14 protein-coding genes and 1 pseudogene are annotated in these 14,683 nt (G+C 67.7%); 8 read left to right on the top strand and 7 right to left on the bottom strand.

All coding sequences use genetic code 11. The features are described from left to right. The first annotated feature begins 195 nt into the window (after window positions 1-195). On the top strand, window positions 196-1,083 hold the full coding sequence (locus ACZIYR_RS05660; protein WP_473032795.1) for a LysR family transcriptional regulator: 888 nt from the start codon (window positions 196-198) through the stop codon (window positions 1,081-1,083). Between the two features lie 2 nt (window positions 1,084-1,085). Here ACZIYR_RS05660 and ACZIYR_RS05655 read toward each other — a convergent pair whose 3' ends face one another. Further along, window positions 1,086-1,670 (bottom strand): C40 family peptidase, encoded by a 585-nt coding sequence (locus ACZIYR_RS05655; protein WP_473034995.1) that lies wholly within the window; start codon window positions 1,668-1,670, stop codon window positions 1,086-1,088. A gap of 606 nt (window positions 1,671-2,276) precedes the next feature. Beyond that, window positions 2,277-4,736 carry a DUF1266 domain-containing protein gene (locus tag ACZIYR_RS05650; protein WP_483528513.1) on the bottom strand — a complete coding sequence of 820 codons (2,460 nt, stop codon included), beginning with the start codon at window positions 4,734-4,736 and terminating at the stop codon, window positions 2,277-2,279. A 244-nt stretch (window positions 4,737-4,980) separates the two neighbouring features. Here ACZIYR_RS05650 and ACZIYR_RS05645 point away from each other — a divergent pair. The 3 genes and pseudogenes from ACZIYR_RS05645 to ACZIYR_RS05635 all read left to right on the top strand — a co-directional run. Continuing rightward, window positions 4,981-5,133: pseudogene (locus tag ACZIYR_RS05645) on the top strand (NAD-dependent succinate-semialdehyde dehydrogenase); the annotation flags it as partial. 33 nt (window positions 5,134-5,166) lie between these two features. Then, entirely contained in the window at window positions 5,167-6,465 is a 1,299-nt protein-coding gene (gene gabT / locus ACZIYR_RS05640) for a 4-aminobutyrate--2-oxoglutarate transaminase (RefSeq protein ID WP_483528512.1), read from the top strand. Window positions 6,466-6,665: 200 nt separating this feature from the next. After that, window positions 6,666-7,340, top strand: a complete 675-nt coding sequence (locus tag ACZIYR_RS05635; RefSeq protein ID WP_483528511.1) for a hypothetical protein — start codon at window positions 6,666-6,668, stop codon at window positions 7,338-7,340. 70 nt (window positions 7,341-7,410) lie between these two features. Here the strand turns inward: ACZIYR_RS05635 and ACZIYR_RS05630 are convergent, their stop codons facing one another. Both ACZIYR_RS05630 and ACZIYR_RS05625 read right to left on the bottom strand, forming a co-directional pair. Beyond that, window positions 7,411-7,653: a GlsB/YeaQ/YmgE family stress response membrane protein gene (locus ACZIYR_RS05630; RefSeq protein WP_473032787.1), complete on the bottom strand. Its 243-nt coding sequence runs from the start codon at window positions 7,651-7,653 to the stop codon at window positions 7,411-7,413. Window positions 7,654-7,735: 82 nt separating this feature from the next. Next, a complete protein-coding gene (locus ACZIYR_RS05625; RefSeq protein WP_473034994.1) occupies window positions 7,736-8,281 on the bottom strand; it encodes a DUF924 family protein in 546 nt (181 codons plus the stop codon). A gap of 115 nt (window positions 8,282-8,396) precedes the next feature. Here ACZIYR_RS05625 and ACZIYR_RS05620 point away from each other — a divergent pair, with 115 nt between their 5' ends. From ACZIYR_RS05620 to ACZIYR_RS05605, 4 genes are all read left to right on the top strand, one after another. Then, window positions 8,397-8,582, top strand: a complete 186-nt coding sequence (locus ACZIYR_RS05620; RefSeq protein ID WP_473032786.1) for a hypothetical protein — start codon at window positions 8,397-8,399, stop codon at window positions 8,580-8,582. Between the two features lie 39 nt (window positions 8,583-8,621). After that, window positions 8,622-10,013 carry a YcjX family GTP-binding protein gene (locus tag ACZIYR_RS05615; RefSeq protein WP_483528510.1) on the top strand — a complete coding sequence of 464 codons (1,392 nt, stop codon included), beginning with the start codon at window positions 8,622-8,624 and terminating at the stop codon, window positions 10,011-10,013. Then, entirely contained in the window at window positions 10,010-11,080 is a 1,071-nt protein-coding gene (locus ACZIYR_RS05610; protein WP_483528509.1) for a YcjF family protein, read from the top strand. The genes ACZIYR_RS05615 and ACZIYR_RS05610 overlap by 4 nt, the downstream gene beginning before the upstream one ends. Before the next feature lie 82 nt (window positions 11,081-11,162). Then, complete coding sequence (locus ACZIYR_RS05605) at window positions 11,163-11,603, top strand: universal stress protein (RefSeq protein ID WP_483528508.1); 441 nt, start codon at window positions 11,163-11,165, stop codon at window positions 11,601-11,603. Between the two features lie 48 nt (window positions 11,604-11,651). Here ACZIYR_RS05605 and ACZIYR_RS05600 read toward each other — a convergent pair whose 3' ends face one another. From ACZIYR_RS05600 to ACZIYR_RS05590, 3 genes are read right to left on the bottom strand one after another with little or no spacing between them, the layout of a single operon-like run. Further along, window positions 11,652-12,773 carry an ABC transporter ATP-binding protein gene (locus ACZIYR_RS05600; protein ID WP_483528507.1) on the bottom strand — a complete coding sequence of 374 codons (1,122 nt, stop codon included), beginning with the start codon at window positions 12,771-12,773 and terminating at the stop codon, window positions 11,652-11,654. Window positions 12,774-12,800: 27 nt separating this feature from the next. Next, a complete protein-coding gene (locus ACZIYR_RS05595) occupies window positions 12,801-13,679 on the bottom strand; it encodes a carbohydrate ABC transporter permease (RefSeq protein WP_473032781.1) in 879 nt (292 codons plus the stop codon). Continuing rightward, a complete protein-coding gene (locus ACZIYR_RS05590) occupies window positions 13,672-14,604 on the bottom strand; it encodes a carbohydrate ABC transporter permease (protein WP_473032780.1) in 933 nt (310 codons plus the stop codon). The genes ACZIYR_RS05595 and ACZIYR_RS05590 overlap by 8 nt, the downstream gene beginning before the upstream one ends. Between the last annotated feature and the right edge of the window lie 79 nt (window positions 14,605-14,683).

Here is a 14,683-nt window from a genome sequence, read left to right as displayed (position 1 = left end):
TGCTGGAGCGCCAGCCCGGTCGAGTCCTCACCTATACCGCATAGGCTCCGGCTCCTGCGCTCCGTGCGCCTTGCGCTTCACTCCGCTCGCCGATTTGTTCAGCGTTTCCCTTGGCAGGGCATGATCGCGCGGGCAGAATAATAAGCCAAACAGAATAACCAGATTACTTCCATCTGTTTTACTTATGGTGATGCCGTGTCCTTGCCGTTCGATCTCCGTACGCTGCGCGTCTTTGCCACGGTGGCCCAGCGGGGCGGGTTCAGCGCCGCCGCCCGGGAACTACACGTGGCCCAGTCGGCGATCAGCCAGACCATCGCCAATCTGGAGCGCCGCCTGGAACTGACGCTCTTCCATCGCCACGAACGACGCATCAGCCTGACGCCCGAGGGGCAGACCCTGCTGGAACATGCTCAGGAACTGCTGGAACGTGCCGATGCGGCTCATCTGGCCATGCGCGAGCTGCACGGCCTGGTCAAGGGCGAGGTGCGCATCGGCATTCCCTCGATGCTCGGCTCCTACTACTTTCCGCCGCTGCTGATGGGGTTCAAGGCCCAGCATCCGGGGATTCGCTTGACCGTGGTGGAGGCCGGCGCCCGCCGGCTGCAGCGCATGATCGCCGACGGCGAGCTGGATCTGGGCGTGGTGATCGATGATGACCAGAGCCGCCATATGACGCGTCGGCACCTGGTCAGTGAGGAGATGGTGGTCTGCGTGCCGGTGGACCACCCCTTTGCGCAGCGCGACGGCATCAGCCCGGAGGAGTTCTTCGGCGAACCCCTAGTGCTCTTCCAGGACGGCTACTTCCACCGCGAATTCGTCGAGGCCCTGGCGCGCCAGACCGGCCTGGCTGCCAACGTCGCCTTTCAATCGAACCTGATTCCGCTGACCAAGGCAATCGTGCGCCAAGGCTTCGGCATCACCACTTTCCTGCGCCGCGTCGTGGATGAACCGGAGCTGGCGGCGGTCTCCTTCGACCCGCCCACCTGGCTCTCGCTGTCGCTGGCCTGGGCCCGGGACGGCTACCTCTCCCGGGCGGAGCGCGCCTTCGTCGACTTCGTGATCGCCCATCGCGGTGCGCTTTGACGCTAGCCCTCGCCCACCAGCGCGACCCGCTGCGCCAGCAGGGCCGGCGCCAAGGCGCGGCGCGCCTGCCAGTAGTGACGCTGCCAATAGGCGTTATCCAGCGCCGAGAGCATCACGCCCTGAGAAGTGGAGGCATGGAGGAAGTAGCCGTCACCGACATAGATGCCCACGTGATCGTAGGGGCCCGGAGGCCGAAAGAAGACCAGATCGCCGGCCTGCAGCTGGTCTCGTGATACCACCTCTCCCTGATGCACCTGTTCGCCGGTGGAGCGCGGCAGCTCGACGCGGAAGGTGTCGCGGAAGACGTTCTGCACCAGGGCGGAGCAGTCGATTCCCCGCTCGCTGGTACCGCCCAGCCGATAGGGGGTACCCGACCAGCGCTGGTGCTGGCCCAGCAGCGCCTGACGGATCAGCGAGGGGGGCGGATGGTGCAGGCCGTTGGCCTCTACGATGGGATTGTCCACCGGCGACATCATGGGACGCCAGGAGGCCGGCAACCCCGGCAGGGTGCGAGCAAAATACTCGCCGGGCGTCTGCATCAAGGATGAAGCGGTGCCGGCGCAGCCGGCCAGCGGCACCAGCAACATGACCACAAGGACGACACGATGCAATCGGTTTACAGCCATCTTAGCGAGACCCTCATTCCCTGAGCCGCACGTGGCCGTGTGCAAGCAGCGCCTGCATCATCGGCCTGTGTTGGGTCGCTGTGGCAGTGGTGCGATGGACGCCCGTACCACTGCCACAGCAGCCTGTCGGCGGCAAGCCGGTGGTGAAGGGTCCCTCGGAGCCGTCGGACTTAACGCTGATCTGCTATGAAACCCGGGCTTTCGGCCAATTTCATTCGAACTGATTTGTGAAATAGCGCGCTATTCGCCTCATCAGATCGATAAACTTGTCTCGAAATCCGTGTTCCTCGCGACGATCGGTCAAATCAGACAGGCTCCTCGCGGGACCCCGTATCAGCAAACCTGCTGAATATAAGTCAGATTTTCTCCTGAGGCGAGAGGCTAGCCCGTTTAATGGGCTCTTCGCAGACTGGCGTGAAGTGGCTCAGTGGGAGGGAGCTTCAGCTCGCGAAGTAGCGCAAAGCGCTACCCATGGGGCGGGGGCGCCTGCGGCGCCTTCGCCCGGCAGAGCCGGCCTCCCACCATAAAGCCTGCGAAACATGTTCACGCTAAAGTGCGAAGAACCGCTCAATGCAGCGTGCGCGTATCCCCGGGCAGAGTGTCGATATGCATCGGCGCCCAGTGACGGGGCCGAGCGCCGGGGAAATCCAGGCTCGCCCAGGGCCCCGCCAGCGGCGGAGCGCCGGACAGCCAGGCCACCAGCGCCTGGCGAAAGCCGGCCAGAAAAGCATCGCGCTCGGGCGTCTCCCCCATGAAGAACGAGAAGCCGGCATACAGGCCTCGCGCGTAGGCTTCCCAGCCGCCGTAGTGTGCCGCGGCCAGGGCATGGGCACGCTCCAGCACCGTCCCAAAGGCCTCGGCATCCAGCCAGCCCAGCTGACGTCCGGCAATGGCCAGGTCAACGGCCTGAGCCAGGTCCCAGGCGGTCATGTCGAGCTCGTTGCAGCCATCCTCGTTGTCGCGCACCCGCTCGAGTCGAAGCCGGTGATTACGCTCCTCCTCACTGCTGTCGCCGGACTCGAGAATGGCAATCTCCGCGGCAAGCCGCTGTTCGTTGAGGGTGTAAGGCGCGTAGTTGACCTGGTAATCCTGGCGATCCCCCACCTCGAGCAGGAAATCGAGAAACTCGACAAGCTCCGCTCGACTCTGGAAGCCGTAGTGGCCGTCGACCCAGTCACGGATCGACACCGCCTCGCGCTCGCTCTCCCGATGCGGCTCGCTCCATACCGGACTGTTGAGTGGCCCGACCAGCGCCATGGCGGTAAAGCGCGATAGGGTGGGACGCGTTCCCGGCTCCTGCCACTCGCCGGTGCGCCAGTCCAACCAGTGGAAGGGACTGCCGGGATCTTCGAGGTGCCAGCGGATCTCGGCCACCAGCGGCGGCTGCTCGGCCTCGGGGAGCAGGGCCTCCCACTGGGACCAGGCCTCCAGCAGACGCCGCGCATCGGGATAGAAGCGGCATAGGGTGCCACGCAGGGCGTCGGCGAGAACCTCCAGCGCCGCGGCATCGAAGGCCTGACTGTCCGTGGCCATCTGCAGGTAGAAGGCGTACTTCTCGGCCATGTGAATGGTTGCCGCATGGCGGCTGGCGTGGCGCAGCGCGGCGAGGCGCTCGCGTTCGGCCTGGTCGGGGCGGCCGAACGGCGTCTCGGCCGGCGGCAGGGCGTCGTGGGCGGCATCCGCTGCCAGCTGGTTGAGGTGATGCGCCTGGGCCGGCAGCCAGTAGCGGGCCAGCGCCTCGACGCCCTCGTCAGGGTGCAGCTCGAGAGTCTCGTCGAGATAGCGCAGGGCGTCGTCGCGCCGCTCGGGGGGCACCGACACCTCCGCCCCCTGGCGGGTGGCAAGCTCGGGTTCGCGCACCGAGGCCAGCGCCAGCACCCAGTGACGCGGCGAGCGGCGCCACTCGGCCATGGCGTGACGCGACGCCTCGCGCTCGTCGTGGCCAAGCAGATCCTGCAGGGCCACGCGCCAGGGACTCACCGGCGAGTGCAGCAGCAGCCGCCAGTCGGCCTCCAGCGAGGCGAGCCGGTTGCGTCCCTCGAAGAGACTCCGCCCGCGCTGGTAGGCGCGCACCAGCGCCAGCCAGTCGCTGTAGCGACGCTGGATCAGGTCCGCGCCGTGGGTGGCAAAGTCGCGCGCCTCCTTCTCGCTTAGCCATCCGGCGCAGGCACCGGCCCAGGCCAGGTCGATCAGCCGCAGCCAATCCCAGGCGGCCCACTCCAGCGGCTCGCCCCGATCCAAGAACGTCAGCAGCACCTGCCCGTAGGCCTGCTCCGCTCCCTCGAGGGCGTCGAACCACTCCCGTCGAGCGGCGGCATCGGCGCCCAGCAGGCGAGTGGCGTCCAGGTCCCACCCCTGGCGATGCCCCTGGCCGGCCAGCCACAGCAGGCTGCGCAGCAGCTCTTCACGACTCTCGATCCGCCACACCTCCCCCAGCCAGGCCTCGACGTCACGCCAGTCGCCGGCCCCCGCCGGCAGGGCAATCACCGGGGCGAAGGCGGCGCGCAGTCGCCAGGCACGCTCCCCGCTCGCCTCGGGCCAGAGGTGCAGATCCCGCCGCTGCCGGGCCACCCACTCGGCGATGCGCTCCCAGGTCACCCCTTCCCCCTCGTGCTCGAGGGCGGCCAGTGCCTCACAGGCCTCACCGAAGCCATCGTCGCCGTGCACCCAGCCCACGGCACTGCGTGCATGGAGCAGCGCCTCGAGCCAGGCATCCAGGTCGCGGTAGCCAGCGGTAATTTCATCGGTCAACCGCAGCGCCCAGTCATGCACACGGCGCTCCGGCAGCCAGCCGGCGGCTCCGGCCAGCGCCAGGAGTTCCAGCGCCGACAGCAGGGCCGCAGGGTCTGGGCTGCCGGCCCCGAAGGCCTCGACCAGCCGCCAGCCGAGCTCACCGCGCTCGGCCACGCCCAGCTCCACCAACCTGGCGGCGGCCGCATCGGCTTCGACGGCCAGGGGTTCCGGCTCGAAGGCCCAGTCACACAGCACCAGCTGCTGGGCCCACCAGGCTTTCAGGGGATCGATCAAGGCTCACCTCGACGTTCGGCCACAGGAAAAGGGGGCATGGCCCTGCCATGCCCGGGAAACGGCGCCTAGTGTAGCCGAAAGCGCCGCCAAGGCCGATGGGGAGAGGGTGGAAAAACTGCCCCGCGCATCGGACGAGCTCCAGTCCTCCCCGGGGGCTGGCCGAGGGGACCGGAGGGCGGCGGATAACCGCAGAAAGCGCGGCGCCGACTTCCCGGCGCCATTGCGGGCATCTCATGACATGCCGGAGGGTGGCAGGGTAGCGGTCGATGCAGGCATTCTGTCGGCAGGGCTGGCGCCCTTCGGCGGCGTCAAGGAGCCGAGCCCGGAGCGGGAAGGGCCACACCGCGGCCCGGATGAGTGCACTGAACTAGACTACGTCTGTGTCGGCGGACTCTGACCGCTAGCCAATCGCTTTTTCCAAGGAGGCATCATGAACAACGCACAGCTCAACGAACTCAAGCAGCGCTATGTCGCCAGCGGTGCGGCCAGCCCGGCCACTCAGTTTGCCGACCGTGCCGAGAACGCCCTGGTCTGGGACGCCGACGGCAATCGCATCATCGACTTCGCCGGCGGCATCGGCGTGCTCAACATTGGCCACCGCCACCCCAAGGTGGTCGAAGCGGTCAAGGCCCAGCTGGACAAGGTGATGCACACCTGCCAGACGGTGATGCCCTATGAGGGCTACGTGAAGGTGGCCGAGAAGCTCAGCCAGGTCACTCCGGTGCGCGGCCATGCCAAGGTCATGCTGGCCAACTCCGGCGCCGAGGCCTTGGAGAACGCCGTCAAGGTGGCTCGCGCCGCCACCGGCAAGAACAACGTGATCTGCTTCGACGGCGGCTACCACGGCCGTACCTTCATGACCATGGCCATGAACGGCAAGGTCGCCCCCTACGCCACCGACTTCGGCAGCATGCCCGGCAACGTCTTCCGCGCCCCCTACCCCGTGCCCTACCACGGAGTGAGCGAGGACGAGGCCCTGCGCGGCCTGAAGATGGCCCTCAAGACCGACGCCAATCCCAAGGACACCGCGGCCATCGTCCTCGAGCCGGTGCTTGGCGAAGGCGGTTTCTATCCCGCCCCGGCAAGCTTTCTCAAGGCGATTCGCGAGCTCTGCGACGAGCACGGCATGCTGATGATCATCGATGAGGTGCAATCCGGCTTCGGGCGCACCGGCAAGCTGTTCGCCATCGAGCACAGCGGCGTGGAGCCCGACATCATCACCATGGCCAAGAGCATGGCCGACGGCATGCCGATCTCCGCCGTGGTGGGCACCGACAAGCACATGGACGCCTCCGGCCCCAACTCCCTGGGCGGCACCTACACCGGCAGCCCCACCGCCTGTGCCGCGGCCCTGGCGGTGCTCGAAGTCTTCGAGGAGGAGAACATCCTGGAGAAGAGCCAGGCCCTGGGCGACAAGCTGGCCAAGCGCTTCGCCCAGTGGCAGCAGGACTTCGACTGCGTCGACAACGGCCGCAACATGGGCGCCATGGCGGCCATCGACCTGGTGTCCGACAAGGCCCAGCACACGCCGGATCCCGACCTGGCCGCGGCGCTGTGCAAGAGGGCCCGCGAGAAGGGGCTGATCCTGCTCTCCTGCGGCCTCTACGGCAACACCATTCGCTTCCTGATGCCGGTGACCATCGAGGACGAGGTGCTCGAGGAGGGCCTGGCCATCATCGAGGAGAGCCTCAAGGAACTGGTCGGCAACAGGGCCGCGGCCAGCGCCTGATACGCCGCTGCCCCACCCTGGGCCATACCCCAGCGCCCACCACCGCCCGGCCCCGGCCGGGCGGTGTCATGCCTGCCACCTTGGTCTCACTCAAGTTTGACGCCCGGCGGTCGATAGCGCCTTGGTGCCGCACAGAGAAGGCACCGGGCAGAGGCAGAACGCCTGGCCCGCCACGCAGAGGAACATCCAAGGACATGGCAATGAAAAAGACGATGGCCGCCGGCCTGGCAAGCGCGATGATCGCCTTGGGAGCCGGTCAGGCCCAGGCCAACGATGGCCGCTTCACCCTGGGGGTGCTGGCCGGCACCACCGGCGTGGGCGCCGATGTTTCCTGGCGCTTTCACGAGCGCCTGGGCGTCTCGGCCCGCTACACCGGCGGACTGGACTGGGACGGCGACTTCGATACCGACGACGTCGACTATGACGGCGACGTGAGCCTCTCGGCCGGCAAGCTGGGCCTGGACGTCTACCCCTTCGCGGGGCGCTTCTACCTCACCGCCGGCATCATGCTGCCCGACATGGCGGCCAACGTCACCGGCCGCGCCAAGGGCAACGAAAGCTTCGAATTCAACGGTACAACCTACCAGGCCAGCGATGTCGGCAGCCTGCAGGGCAAGCTGACCATCGCCGACGGGGTCCAGCCCTACGCCGGCCTGGGCTGGCGCAGCTCCCACCGCAGCGGCTTCGGGGTCTTCTCGGAGCTGGGCGTGATGGCCACCAATATCGACGTCTCGCTGAGCTCCAGCAATGACTTCGAGGGCCAGAGCGACGAATTTCGCCGCGATCTGCGCCGCGAGGAGCAGCGCCTGAAGGACGACGCCGACCAGCTGCCGTTCTATCCGGTGGCGGTGCTGGGGGTCTCCTACACCTTCTGAGCCCAGCGACGGGACTCGGGGATCTCCCCGCTCGGCTCGGGCATGGCCCGGGCCGAGGCGCAGGCGGCCGCTACGCCTCCCGCACCTTGCTGATCACCCACAGCAGCAGCACGGCCCCGACGATGGCGGTGACCAGTGAGCCGAGGAAGTTGCCCGCCTGCAGCCCCAGCAGGCTGAACAGGAAGCCGCCGACCACCGCGCCGACGATTCCCACCCCGATATTGCCGAACAGCCCGAAGCCGCCGCCGCGCATGATATGGCCGGCGATCCAGCCGGCCAGGCCTCCGATGATCAACCAGGCAATCACTCCCATCTTGCGCTCCTTGTGTCGATGAATCGGCTACCCGTGCGATGGTGCCCGGCGCCCGTGATCGGGTAAAGCGATTTAGCGGGACTCAGAACCCCGAACCGGGTTGGGCGAGAAACGCTTCTTCTTCTGGCGTCGAGTCGCGCCCGAGGATGGCGTTGCGGTGCGGATAGCGGCCGAAGCGCAGCAGGATATCGCGATGGCGGTGCTCGAACCGCAGGTTCTCCTCCATGCCCGGCTGGTCGAACAGGCGCAGCGCCTCGTCATGGATGCGCAACGACTCGCTGTGCATATAGGGCATGTAGAGAAACACCCGCTGCGTCACGTCAAGCTCACGGTCGGCCCCTTGCGCCACGGCCTCCTGGGCCAGTGCCAGCGCCACGGTGTCCTGGGCGAAGGCCTCGGGCCGGTCCCGAAACAGGTGGCGGGAGAACTGGTCGAGCACCAGGATCTCGGCCAGCCGCCCCGCCGGGGAGGCCCGCCAACCCCACAGCTCTGCCGCCGCCGCTGCGCGATGCGTCTCCAGAAAGCGCTCGCGTATCCGGGCATCGAGGGCGGCGTCTTTGCGAAACCACTGCGCCGGCTCCAGCTCCTTGAACCAGAAGTCGAGCAGCGCATCGGCGGTCGTCGGCATATCGGCCATGATCGGCTCCTGTGGCATAGGGTCGGATCGCATCGGGCATCCTGATATCATGAGCTTAACAGCGTCCATCCAGGCCCAGTAGCCCCAACGCAGCCCAGGAGCCGGCATGCCCCTCCAAGAACTGATGGAAATGGCCATCTTTCTCTTCAATCTGACGGGACTCGCGATCTGTCTTATCGGCCTGACGTTGGCCCAGCGCATGCGCCACCGCTGGCCGGGCTATACCCTGGCGGCCGGCGGCTTCGCCGTCGCCGCCTCCCCGCTGTTCTATCAGATGCTGGCCGCGGGCTGAGGCCATGCTGCCCCATCGCTCCCGCTCAGGATACGCGCCATGCGCCAGCCGCTGACCCGAGAACTGACCAGCCTGCTCGAACGCGGCCGCGACCGCCAGCTGCGCCTGGCAGTCACCGGCCTGTCGCGCTCCGGCAAGACCGCCTTTCTCACCTCGCTGGTCAACCAGCTTCGCCACGCCGGCCTCGAGGCCCGCCTGGACCTGATGCCGGCCGCCCGCGAGGGACGCCTGCTGGGGGCACGTCGGGTCAGCCAGCCGGATCTGGGCGTGCCACGCTTCCCCTACGACCAGGCCATGGCATCGCTGGACGCCGACCCGCCGCGCTGGCCGGCGCCCACCCGGGGCATCAGCGAGCTGCGGCTGTCGATTCGCTACCGCCCGGCGCGCCGCGGCCTGCTGCGCAGCGACACCGCCGAACTCGCCCTGGATCTGTTCGACTACCCCGGGGAGTGGCTGCTCGACCTGCCCCTGCTGGACCATGACTATGCCAGCTGGAGCCGCGCCATGCTGGCCAGCGCCGGCGAGCAGCGCCGCGCCCTGCTCGCCGACTGGCAGGACGCCGCCACCGAACTCGACCCCGCCGCCGAGGCCGATGAAGCCCGGCTCGCCGAGATTGCCCAGCGCTATGCCGAGAGCCTGCGGGCGGCACGGGAGGCCGGTTTCGCCAATCTCCAACCGGGACGCTTCCTGCTGCCCGGCGACCTGGAGGGCGCGCCGGTGCTGCAGTTCTTCCCGCTGCCGGCAATCCTCGACGCCGACGCGGCCGAGCTGTCCCGCCTGCCCGCCGACAGCGTCTACGCCACCCTGGTCGCGCGCTTTCACCACTATCAGCAGCATATCGTCCGCCCCTTCTATCGCGACCACTTCCGCCGCTTCGACCGCCAGATCGTGCTGGTGGATGTGCTCGGCGCCCTCAACGCCGGTCCGGAGCGCTTCGAGGACCTCGGCCAGGCGCTGGGCACCCTGATGCAGAGCTTCGACTACGGCAAACGCAGCCTGCTGTCGCGTCTGTTCGCCCCGCGCATCGACCGCCTGGCCATCGCCGCCACCAAGGCCGATCATGTCACCCCCGAGCAGCACCCGGCGCTGACCGAGCTGCTCGAGGCAATGCTGGCCGAGCCGCTCAAGGACCTGCGCTATGCCGACGTGCCGGTCAAGGCGTTGTCGCTGGCGGCGATTCGTGCCACCGAGGCCCGTGAAGTGGTCCACCAGAGCGAGCGCTCACCGGCGCTGCGTGGCACCACCCTGACGGGCGAAGAGGTGCTGGTGTTTCCCGGCGAAGTGCCGGCCCGCCTGCCAGCGGCCGAGTTCTGGGCCCGCCAGGGCTTCGATTTCCGCGCCTTCCGCCCCGCCCCGCGGGAAGGTGGCGCCCTGCCGCACATCCGCCTGGATGCAGCGCTGGACTGGCTGATCGGAGACAAGCTGCGATGAGCGACCCCCAACCCCCATCCTCCCGGGACCCGCGTCCGGGGCGCCGCTTCACCCTCGAGACGCCACCGCCCGAGGCCACCGGCGATAGCCCGCGTCCGGGCCGCGATTTCGCCACCGACCTTCCCTCCCAGCCGGCCAGGAGCAGCGCCACCGCCTCTGCCGAGGCGGCCCTTGACGCAAGCCTGGGCCGGCCGCGCAAGCGCCGCTGGGGCCTGCTGGCATTGCTCGGTGGCGGCCTCGCACTGGGTACGCTAGAGCTTGCCCTGCGCCTGCCGGGCGCGGTCAGCGGCGGCGACTGGCTGGCCGGCGGCTGGAGCCTGCTGGGGCTGGCGGCCATCGTCCTGGGCGGCGCAGCGATGCTGCGCGAAGGCTGGCGACTGCGGCGGCTCAAGCGCCACGACGCGCTGCGCCAGCGTCTGGCCGCGCTGCCCCAGGCCGATGCCGGAGAAGCACTGGCGCTGGCCCGCTCCCTCAAGCGTCAGCTCAGGCTCGACGACGATCATCCCCACTGGCAGGCCTTCCTCGCCGCCCGCCAGCCGCACCATACGGGAGACGACCTGCGTCTGCTGCTGGCGCACCACCTCCTCGCTCCCCGTGACCGCGCGGCAAGACGGCTGATCTCACGGATGTCCGGCGAAACCGCGGTGATGGTCGCGGTGAGCCCCCTGACCCTGGTCGACATGGCGCTGGTGGCCTGGCGTAACCTGGCAATGATCGACCGCCTGTGCCATCTCTACGGGCTGGAGCTGGGCTATGCCAGCCGCCTGCGCCTGCTGCGTGCCGTGCTCTACAACATGGCCTTCGCCGGGGCCACTGAAATGGCCAGCGAAGCGGGCATGGAGCTGCTCTCGCTCAACCTGGCCGGGCGCCTGTCGACCCGGGCCGGCCAGGGGCTGGGCATCGGCCTGCTAAGCGCCCGCCTGGGTCTGAAGACTCAGCGCCTGACGCGCCCTCTCGACTTCGAGACCGGCGATGCGCCGCGCATCGCCGACCTGCGCGCCGAGCTCTGGCAGCAGCTGCGCCGCCTGGACACCCAGGAGGGCGCCCCCGAGCCACGCGATTCTTGACGCGGGTCATGACACCGACAGCGCAAGGGGCTAGGCTCGAAGGAACGCAACCCACCCTCAACAACGCAACAGGACAATGCCCATGTTCAACTCCATCCTGGTTCCCGTCGACGGCTCAGAGCACGCCCAGAAGGCACTTTCCGTGGCCTGCCAGCTGGCCAACCAGGCCGATGCGACCCTGCATCTGCTGCATATCCCCGAGGAGCTCTCCCACGAGACGACGCTGGTGTGGGGGATCGGGGCCATCGCCATCGAGGCCTCCCGTCAAGAGCGCGAGGACGTCGGCAAGCAGGTCGTCGATAAGGCCGCCGAGGCCGCCCGCCAGCAGGGCGCCAGCAAGATCGAGACGGTCATCGGCCAGGGTGACCCGGCCCGCACCATCATCAGCGAGGCACGCAAGCGCGGCGTCGACGCCATCGTCATGGGCAGCCGCGGCCTCAGCGATCTGAAGGGCTTCGTGGTGGGCAGCGTCTCCCACAAGGTCAGCCACGCCGCCAGCTGCTCGGTGATCACCGTGCGCTAAGTCATGCCGCTGCCGACCGCCCGTGCGGTCGGCAGTCTTGCAGCGGTATCAGGCCAGGCGCCGCTCGCTCTCGCTGTCGAACAGCACTGCGCGCCCCATATCGATACGCAGCGCCAACCGCTCTCCAGCCCTTACCCGGCACTTGGGGCCGACCCGTGCCGTCGCCTCGCCCCCGCCCAGCTTCAGCTGCAACAGGATATCCGCCCCGGTGGGTTCCACCACGCTGATAAGAGGCGTGAGCAGCACACCCTCGGCGTATTCGCTGAGCCGGGCATCATCCTCCGCAAAGTGCTCCGGTCGCAGGCCCAGGATCACCTGACGCCCTGCCTGACCCGCCATGGCCGGCGTCACCCTGTCCCGCGGCCAGGGCAGCAGCAACGAGGGCTCGTCCGGCGTATCCACCCGCACCCGGTACTCCCCCGCCTCGTCCTCCAACGTGGCGGTAATGAAGTTCATCGACGGCGAGCCCATGAAACCGGCGACGAAGATATCCACCGGATCGTTGTAGACCTCGTCGGGCGTGCCGAGCTGCAGGATACGACCGTCGCGCATCACCGCGATGCAGTCGGCCAGCGTCATGGCCTCGATCTGGTCGTGGGTGACGTAGACGATGGTAGTGCCCAGACGCTGGTGAAGCTTCTTGATCTCGGTGCGCATGTCCACGCGCAGCTTGGCATCCAGGTTGGAGAGCGGCTCGTCGAACAGATAGACCTTGGGCTCGCGGGCCAGGGCGCGCCCCATGGCGACGCGCTGACGCTGTCCGCCGGAGAGCTGCGAAGGCTTGCGCTCGAGCAGGTGCGAGATCTGCAGCAGGTCGGCCACCCGCTCCACCGCCGCCTCGCGCTCGGCCTTGGACACCTTACGCATCTCCAGGCCGAAGCTGATGTTGCCGCGCACCGTCATGCTGGGATATAGCGCGTAGGATTGGAACACCATCGCGATGTCGCGCTCCGCCGGGGTCTGCCAGGTGACGTCCTCGCCGGCAATGCGAATTTCACCGGAAGTGACCGGCTCGAGCCCGGCGATGGCGTTCATCAGCGTCGACTTGCCGCAGCCCGAAGGCCCCACCAGGATCAGGAACTCCCCCGAATCGATGGCTAGGCTGACGTCCTTGAGCACCTGCTCGCTGCCGAAGTCCTTGCAGACGTTGTGGATTTCCAGAGCTGCCATGTCAGTAACCTCTTGTTGTTCAGATGCTCAGCCTTTGACCGAACCTGCCGTGAGCCCACGGACGAAATATTTACCCGCCAGTACGTAGACGATCAGCGTCGGCAGGGCGGCAATCATGGCCGCCGCCATGTCGACGTTGTACTCGCGCACCCCGGTGGAGGTGTTGACCAGATTATTGAGCGCCACCGTCACCGGCTGGGTGTCGTGGGCCGAGAAGGCCACGCCGAACAGGAAGTCGTTCCAGATCTGGGTAAACTGCCAGATCACCGAGACCACGATGATCGGCGCCGACACCGGCAGCAGGATGCGCCAGAAGATGCGGAAGAAGCCGGCCCCATCGAGCTTGGCCGCTGCCACCAGCTCGGTGGGCACCGCCACGTAGAAGTTGCGGAAAAACAGCGTGGTGAAGGCGATGCCGAAGGTCACGTGGACCAGGATCAGCCCCGCCCGGGAGCTCGACAGCCCCAGCCAGCCCAGCGTCTGCGCCATGGGAAGCAGCACCACCTGGAAGGGAATGAAGCAGCCGAACAGCATCAGGGCGAAGAGCAGCTCCGAGCCCTTGAAGCGCCACTTGGTCAGGGCGTAGCCGTTGAGCGCGCCGATGATGGTGGAGATCAGCACCGCGGGCACGACGATGGCGATGGAGTTGAAGAAGTAGACACCCACGCCCTCACAGCGCATTCCCGTGCAGGCTTCGCCCCAGGCCTTGGCCCAGGGCGCCAGGGTCGGCTCCCGGGGCAGCGAGAGCAGCGTGCCAGGGGTGATCTCGGCCAGCGGCTTGACCGAGGTGATCAGCATCACCGCCAGCGGCAGCAGATAGAACAGCGCGGCCAGCAGCAGCACGGCGTAGAGAGCAAACCGGCCCAGCCGGGCGCCGACGGTGCGACGACGAATGACGTTATCCATGGCGGCGGTTCCTCAGCTCGGAGTAGAGGTAGGGAATCAGGATCGCCAGCACGCCGCCCAGCATCAGCATGGCGCTGGCCGAGCCCAGGCCGATCTGCGCCCGGGTGAAGGCATGGGCGTACATGAAGGTGGCCGGCAGGTCGGAGGCGTAGCCAGGACCGCCGCCGGTGAGCGCCACCACCAGATCGAAGCTCTTGATGGCGATGTGGGAGAGAATCATCACCGCACTGAACACCACCGGGCGCAGGCAGGGAATCACCACGCGCCAGTAGATGCGCGCCAGGCTGGCCCCGTCGAGCTGGGCGGCCTTGAGGATGCTGTCGTCAATACCGCGCAGCCCGGCGAGAAACAGTGCCATGACGAAGCCCGAGGCCTGCCACACTGCCGCGATCACCAGGGTGTAGACGGCCATGTCCGGGTCGATCAGCCAGTCGAAGCGGAAGTTCTCGAAGCCCCAGCCGCGCACCATGGCCTGAATGCCGAGCCCAGGGTTGAGCAGCCACTTCCACACCACCCCGGTGACGATGAACGACAGCGCCATGGGGTAGAGGTAGATCGTGCGCAGCGCGCCCTCCTGGCGGATGCGCTGGTCGAGCAGGATGGCCAGCAGCAACCCCAGCGCCAGGCAAATCGCCACGAACAGCCCGCCGAACACCACTAGGTTGGTGGAGGCCACCCACCAGCGGTCGTTGGCCATCAGCCGCGCATACTGGGCGAAGCCGACGAACTCATAGCTGGGCAGCATGCGCGAGTTGGTCAGCGAGAGAATGAAGGTCCACAGCATGAAGCCGTAGACGAAGAACAGCGAAATGGCGATTGAGGGCGCCAGCACCAGCTTGGGTAGCCAGGCCTGGAGCCGGCCGGAGTGGCTGCGCCGGAAGCCGGCACCGTTGGCGGGGGGCGCCACGGAACTAGACAGGGACATAGCGGGAAACCTCGGGCGTGAGCGGCGTGGCACTGGGGCCAGACCTGAAGGACTCAGGCCCGGCCCAACGTCAGGCTGG

This window comes from Billgrantia sp. NRB1 (assembly GCF_056921725.1).
This window is presented reverse-complemented; position numbering and strand designations above follow the sequence as displayed.

What these genes read in the sequence shown, in the direction of transcription:
- ACZIYR_RS05600 (WP_483528507.1), bottom strand. Translation starts at nt 12,773, where the DNA reads ATGGCAGCTCTGGAAATCCACAACGTCTGCAAGGACTTCGGCAGCGAG.
- ACZIYR_RS05625 (WP_473034994.1), bottom strand. Translation starts at nt 8,281, where the DNA reads ATGCCGACGACCGCCGATGCGCTGCTCGACTTCTGGTTCAAGGAGCTG.
- ACZIYR_RS05620 (WP_473032786.1), top strand. Translation starts at nt 8,397, where the DNA reads ATGCCCCTCCAAGAACTGATGGAAATGGCCATCTTTCTCTTCAATCTG.
- gabT (WP_483528512.1), top strand. Translation starts at nt 5,167, where the DNA reads ATGAACAACGCACAGCTCAACGAACTCAAGCAGCGCTATGTCGCCAGC.
- ACZIYR_RS05605 (WP_483528508.1), top strand. Translation starts at nt 11,163, where the DNA reads ATGTTCAACTCCATCCTGGTTCCCGTCGACGGCTCAGAGCACGCCCAG.
- ACZIYR_RS05655 (WP_473034995.1), bottom strand. Translation starts at nt 1,670, where the DNA reads ATGTTGCTGGTGCCGCTGGCCGGCTGCGCCGGCACCGCTTCATCCTTG.
- ACZIYR_RS05610 (WP_483528509.1), top strand. Translation starts at nt 10,010, where the DNA reads ATGAGCGACCCCCAACCCCCATCCTCCCGGGACCCGCGTCCGGGGCGC.
- ACZIYR_RS05635 (WP_483528511.1), top strand. Translation starts at nt 6,666, where the DNA reads ATGAAAAAGACGATGGCCGCCGGCCTGGCAAGCGCGATGATCGCCTTG.
- ACZIYR_RS05615 (WP_483528510.1), top strand. Translation starts at nt 8,622, where the DNA reads ATGCGCCAGCCGCTGACCCGAGAACTGACCAGCCTGCTCGAACGCGGC.
- ACZIYR_RS05595 (WP_473032781.1), bottom strand. Translation starts at nt 13,679, where the DNA reads ATGGATAACGTCATTCGTCGTCGCACCGTCGGCGCCCGGCTGGGCCGG.
- ACZIYR_RS05590 (WP_473032780.1), bottom strand. Translation starts at nt 14,604, where the DNA reads ATGTCCCTGTCTAGTTCCGTGGCGCCCCCCGCCAACGGTGCCGGCTTC.
- ACZIYR_RS05630 (WP_473032787.1), bottom strand. Translation starts at nt 7,653, where the DNA reads ATGGGAGTGATTGCCTGGTTGATCATCGGAGGCCTGGCCGGCTGGATC.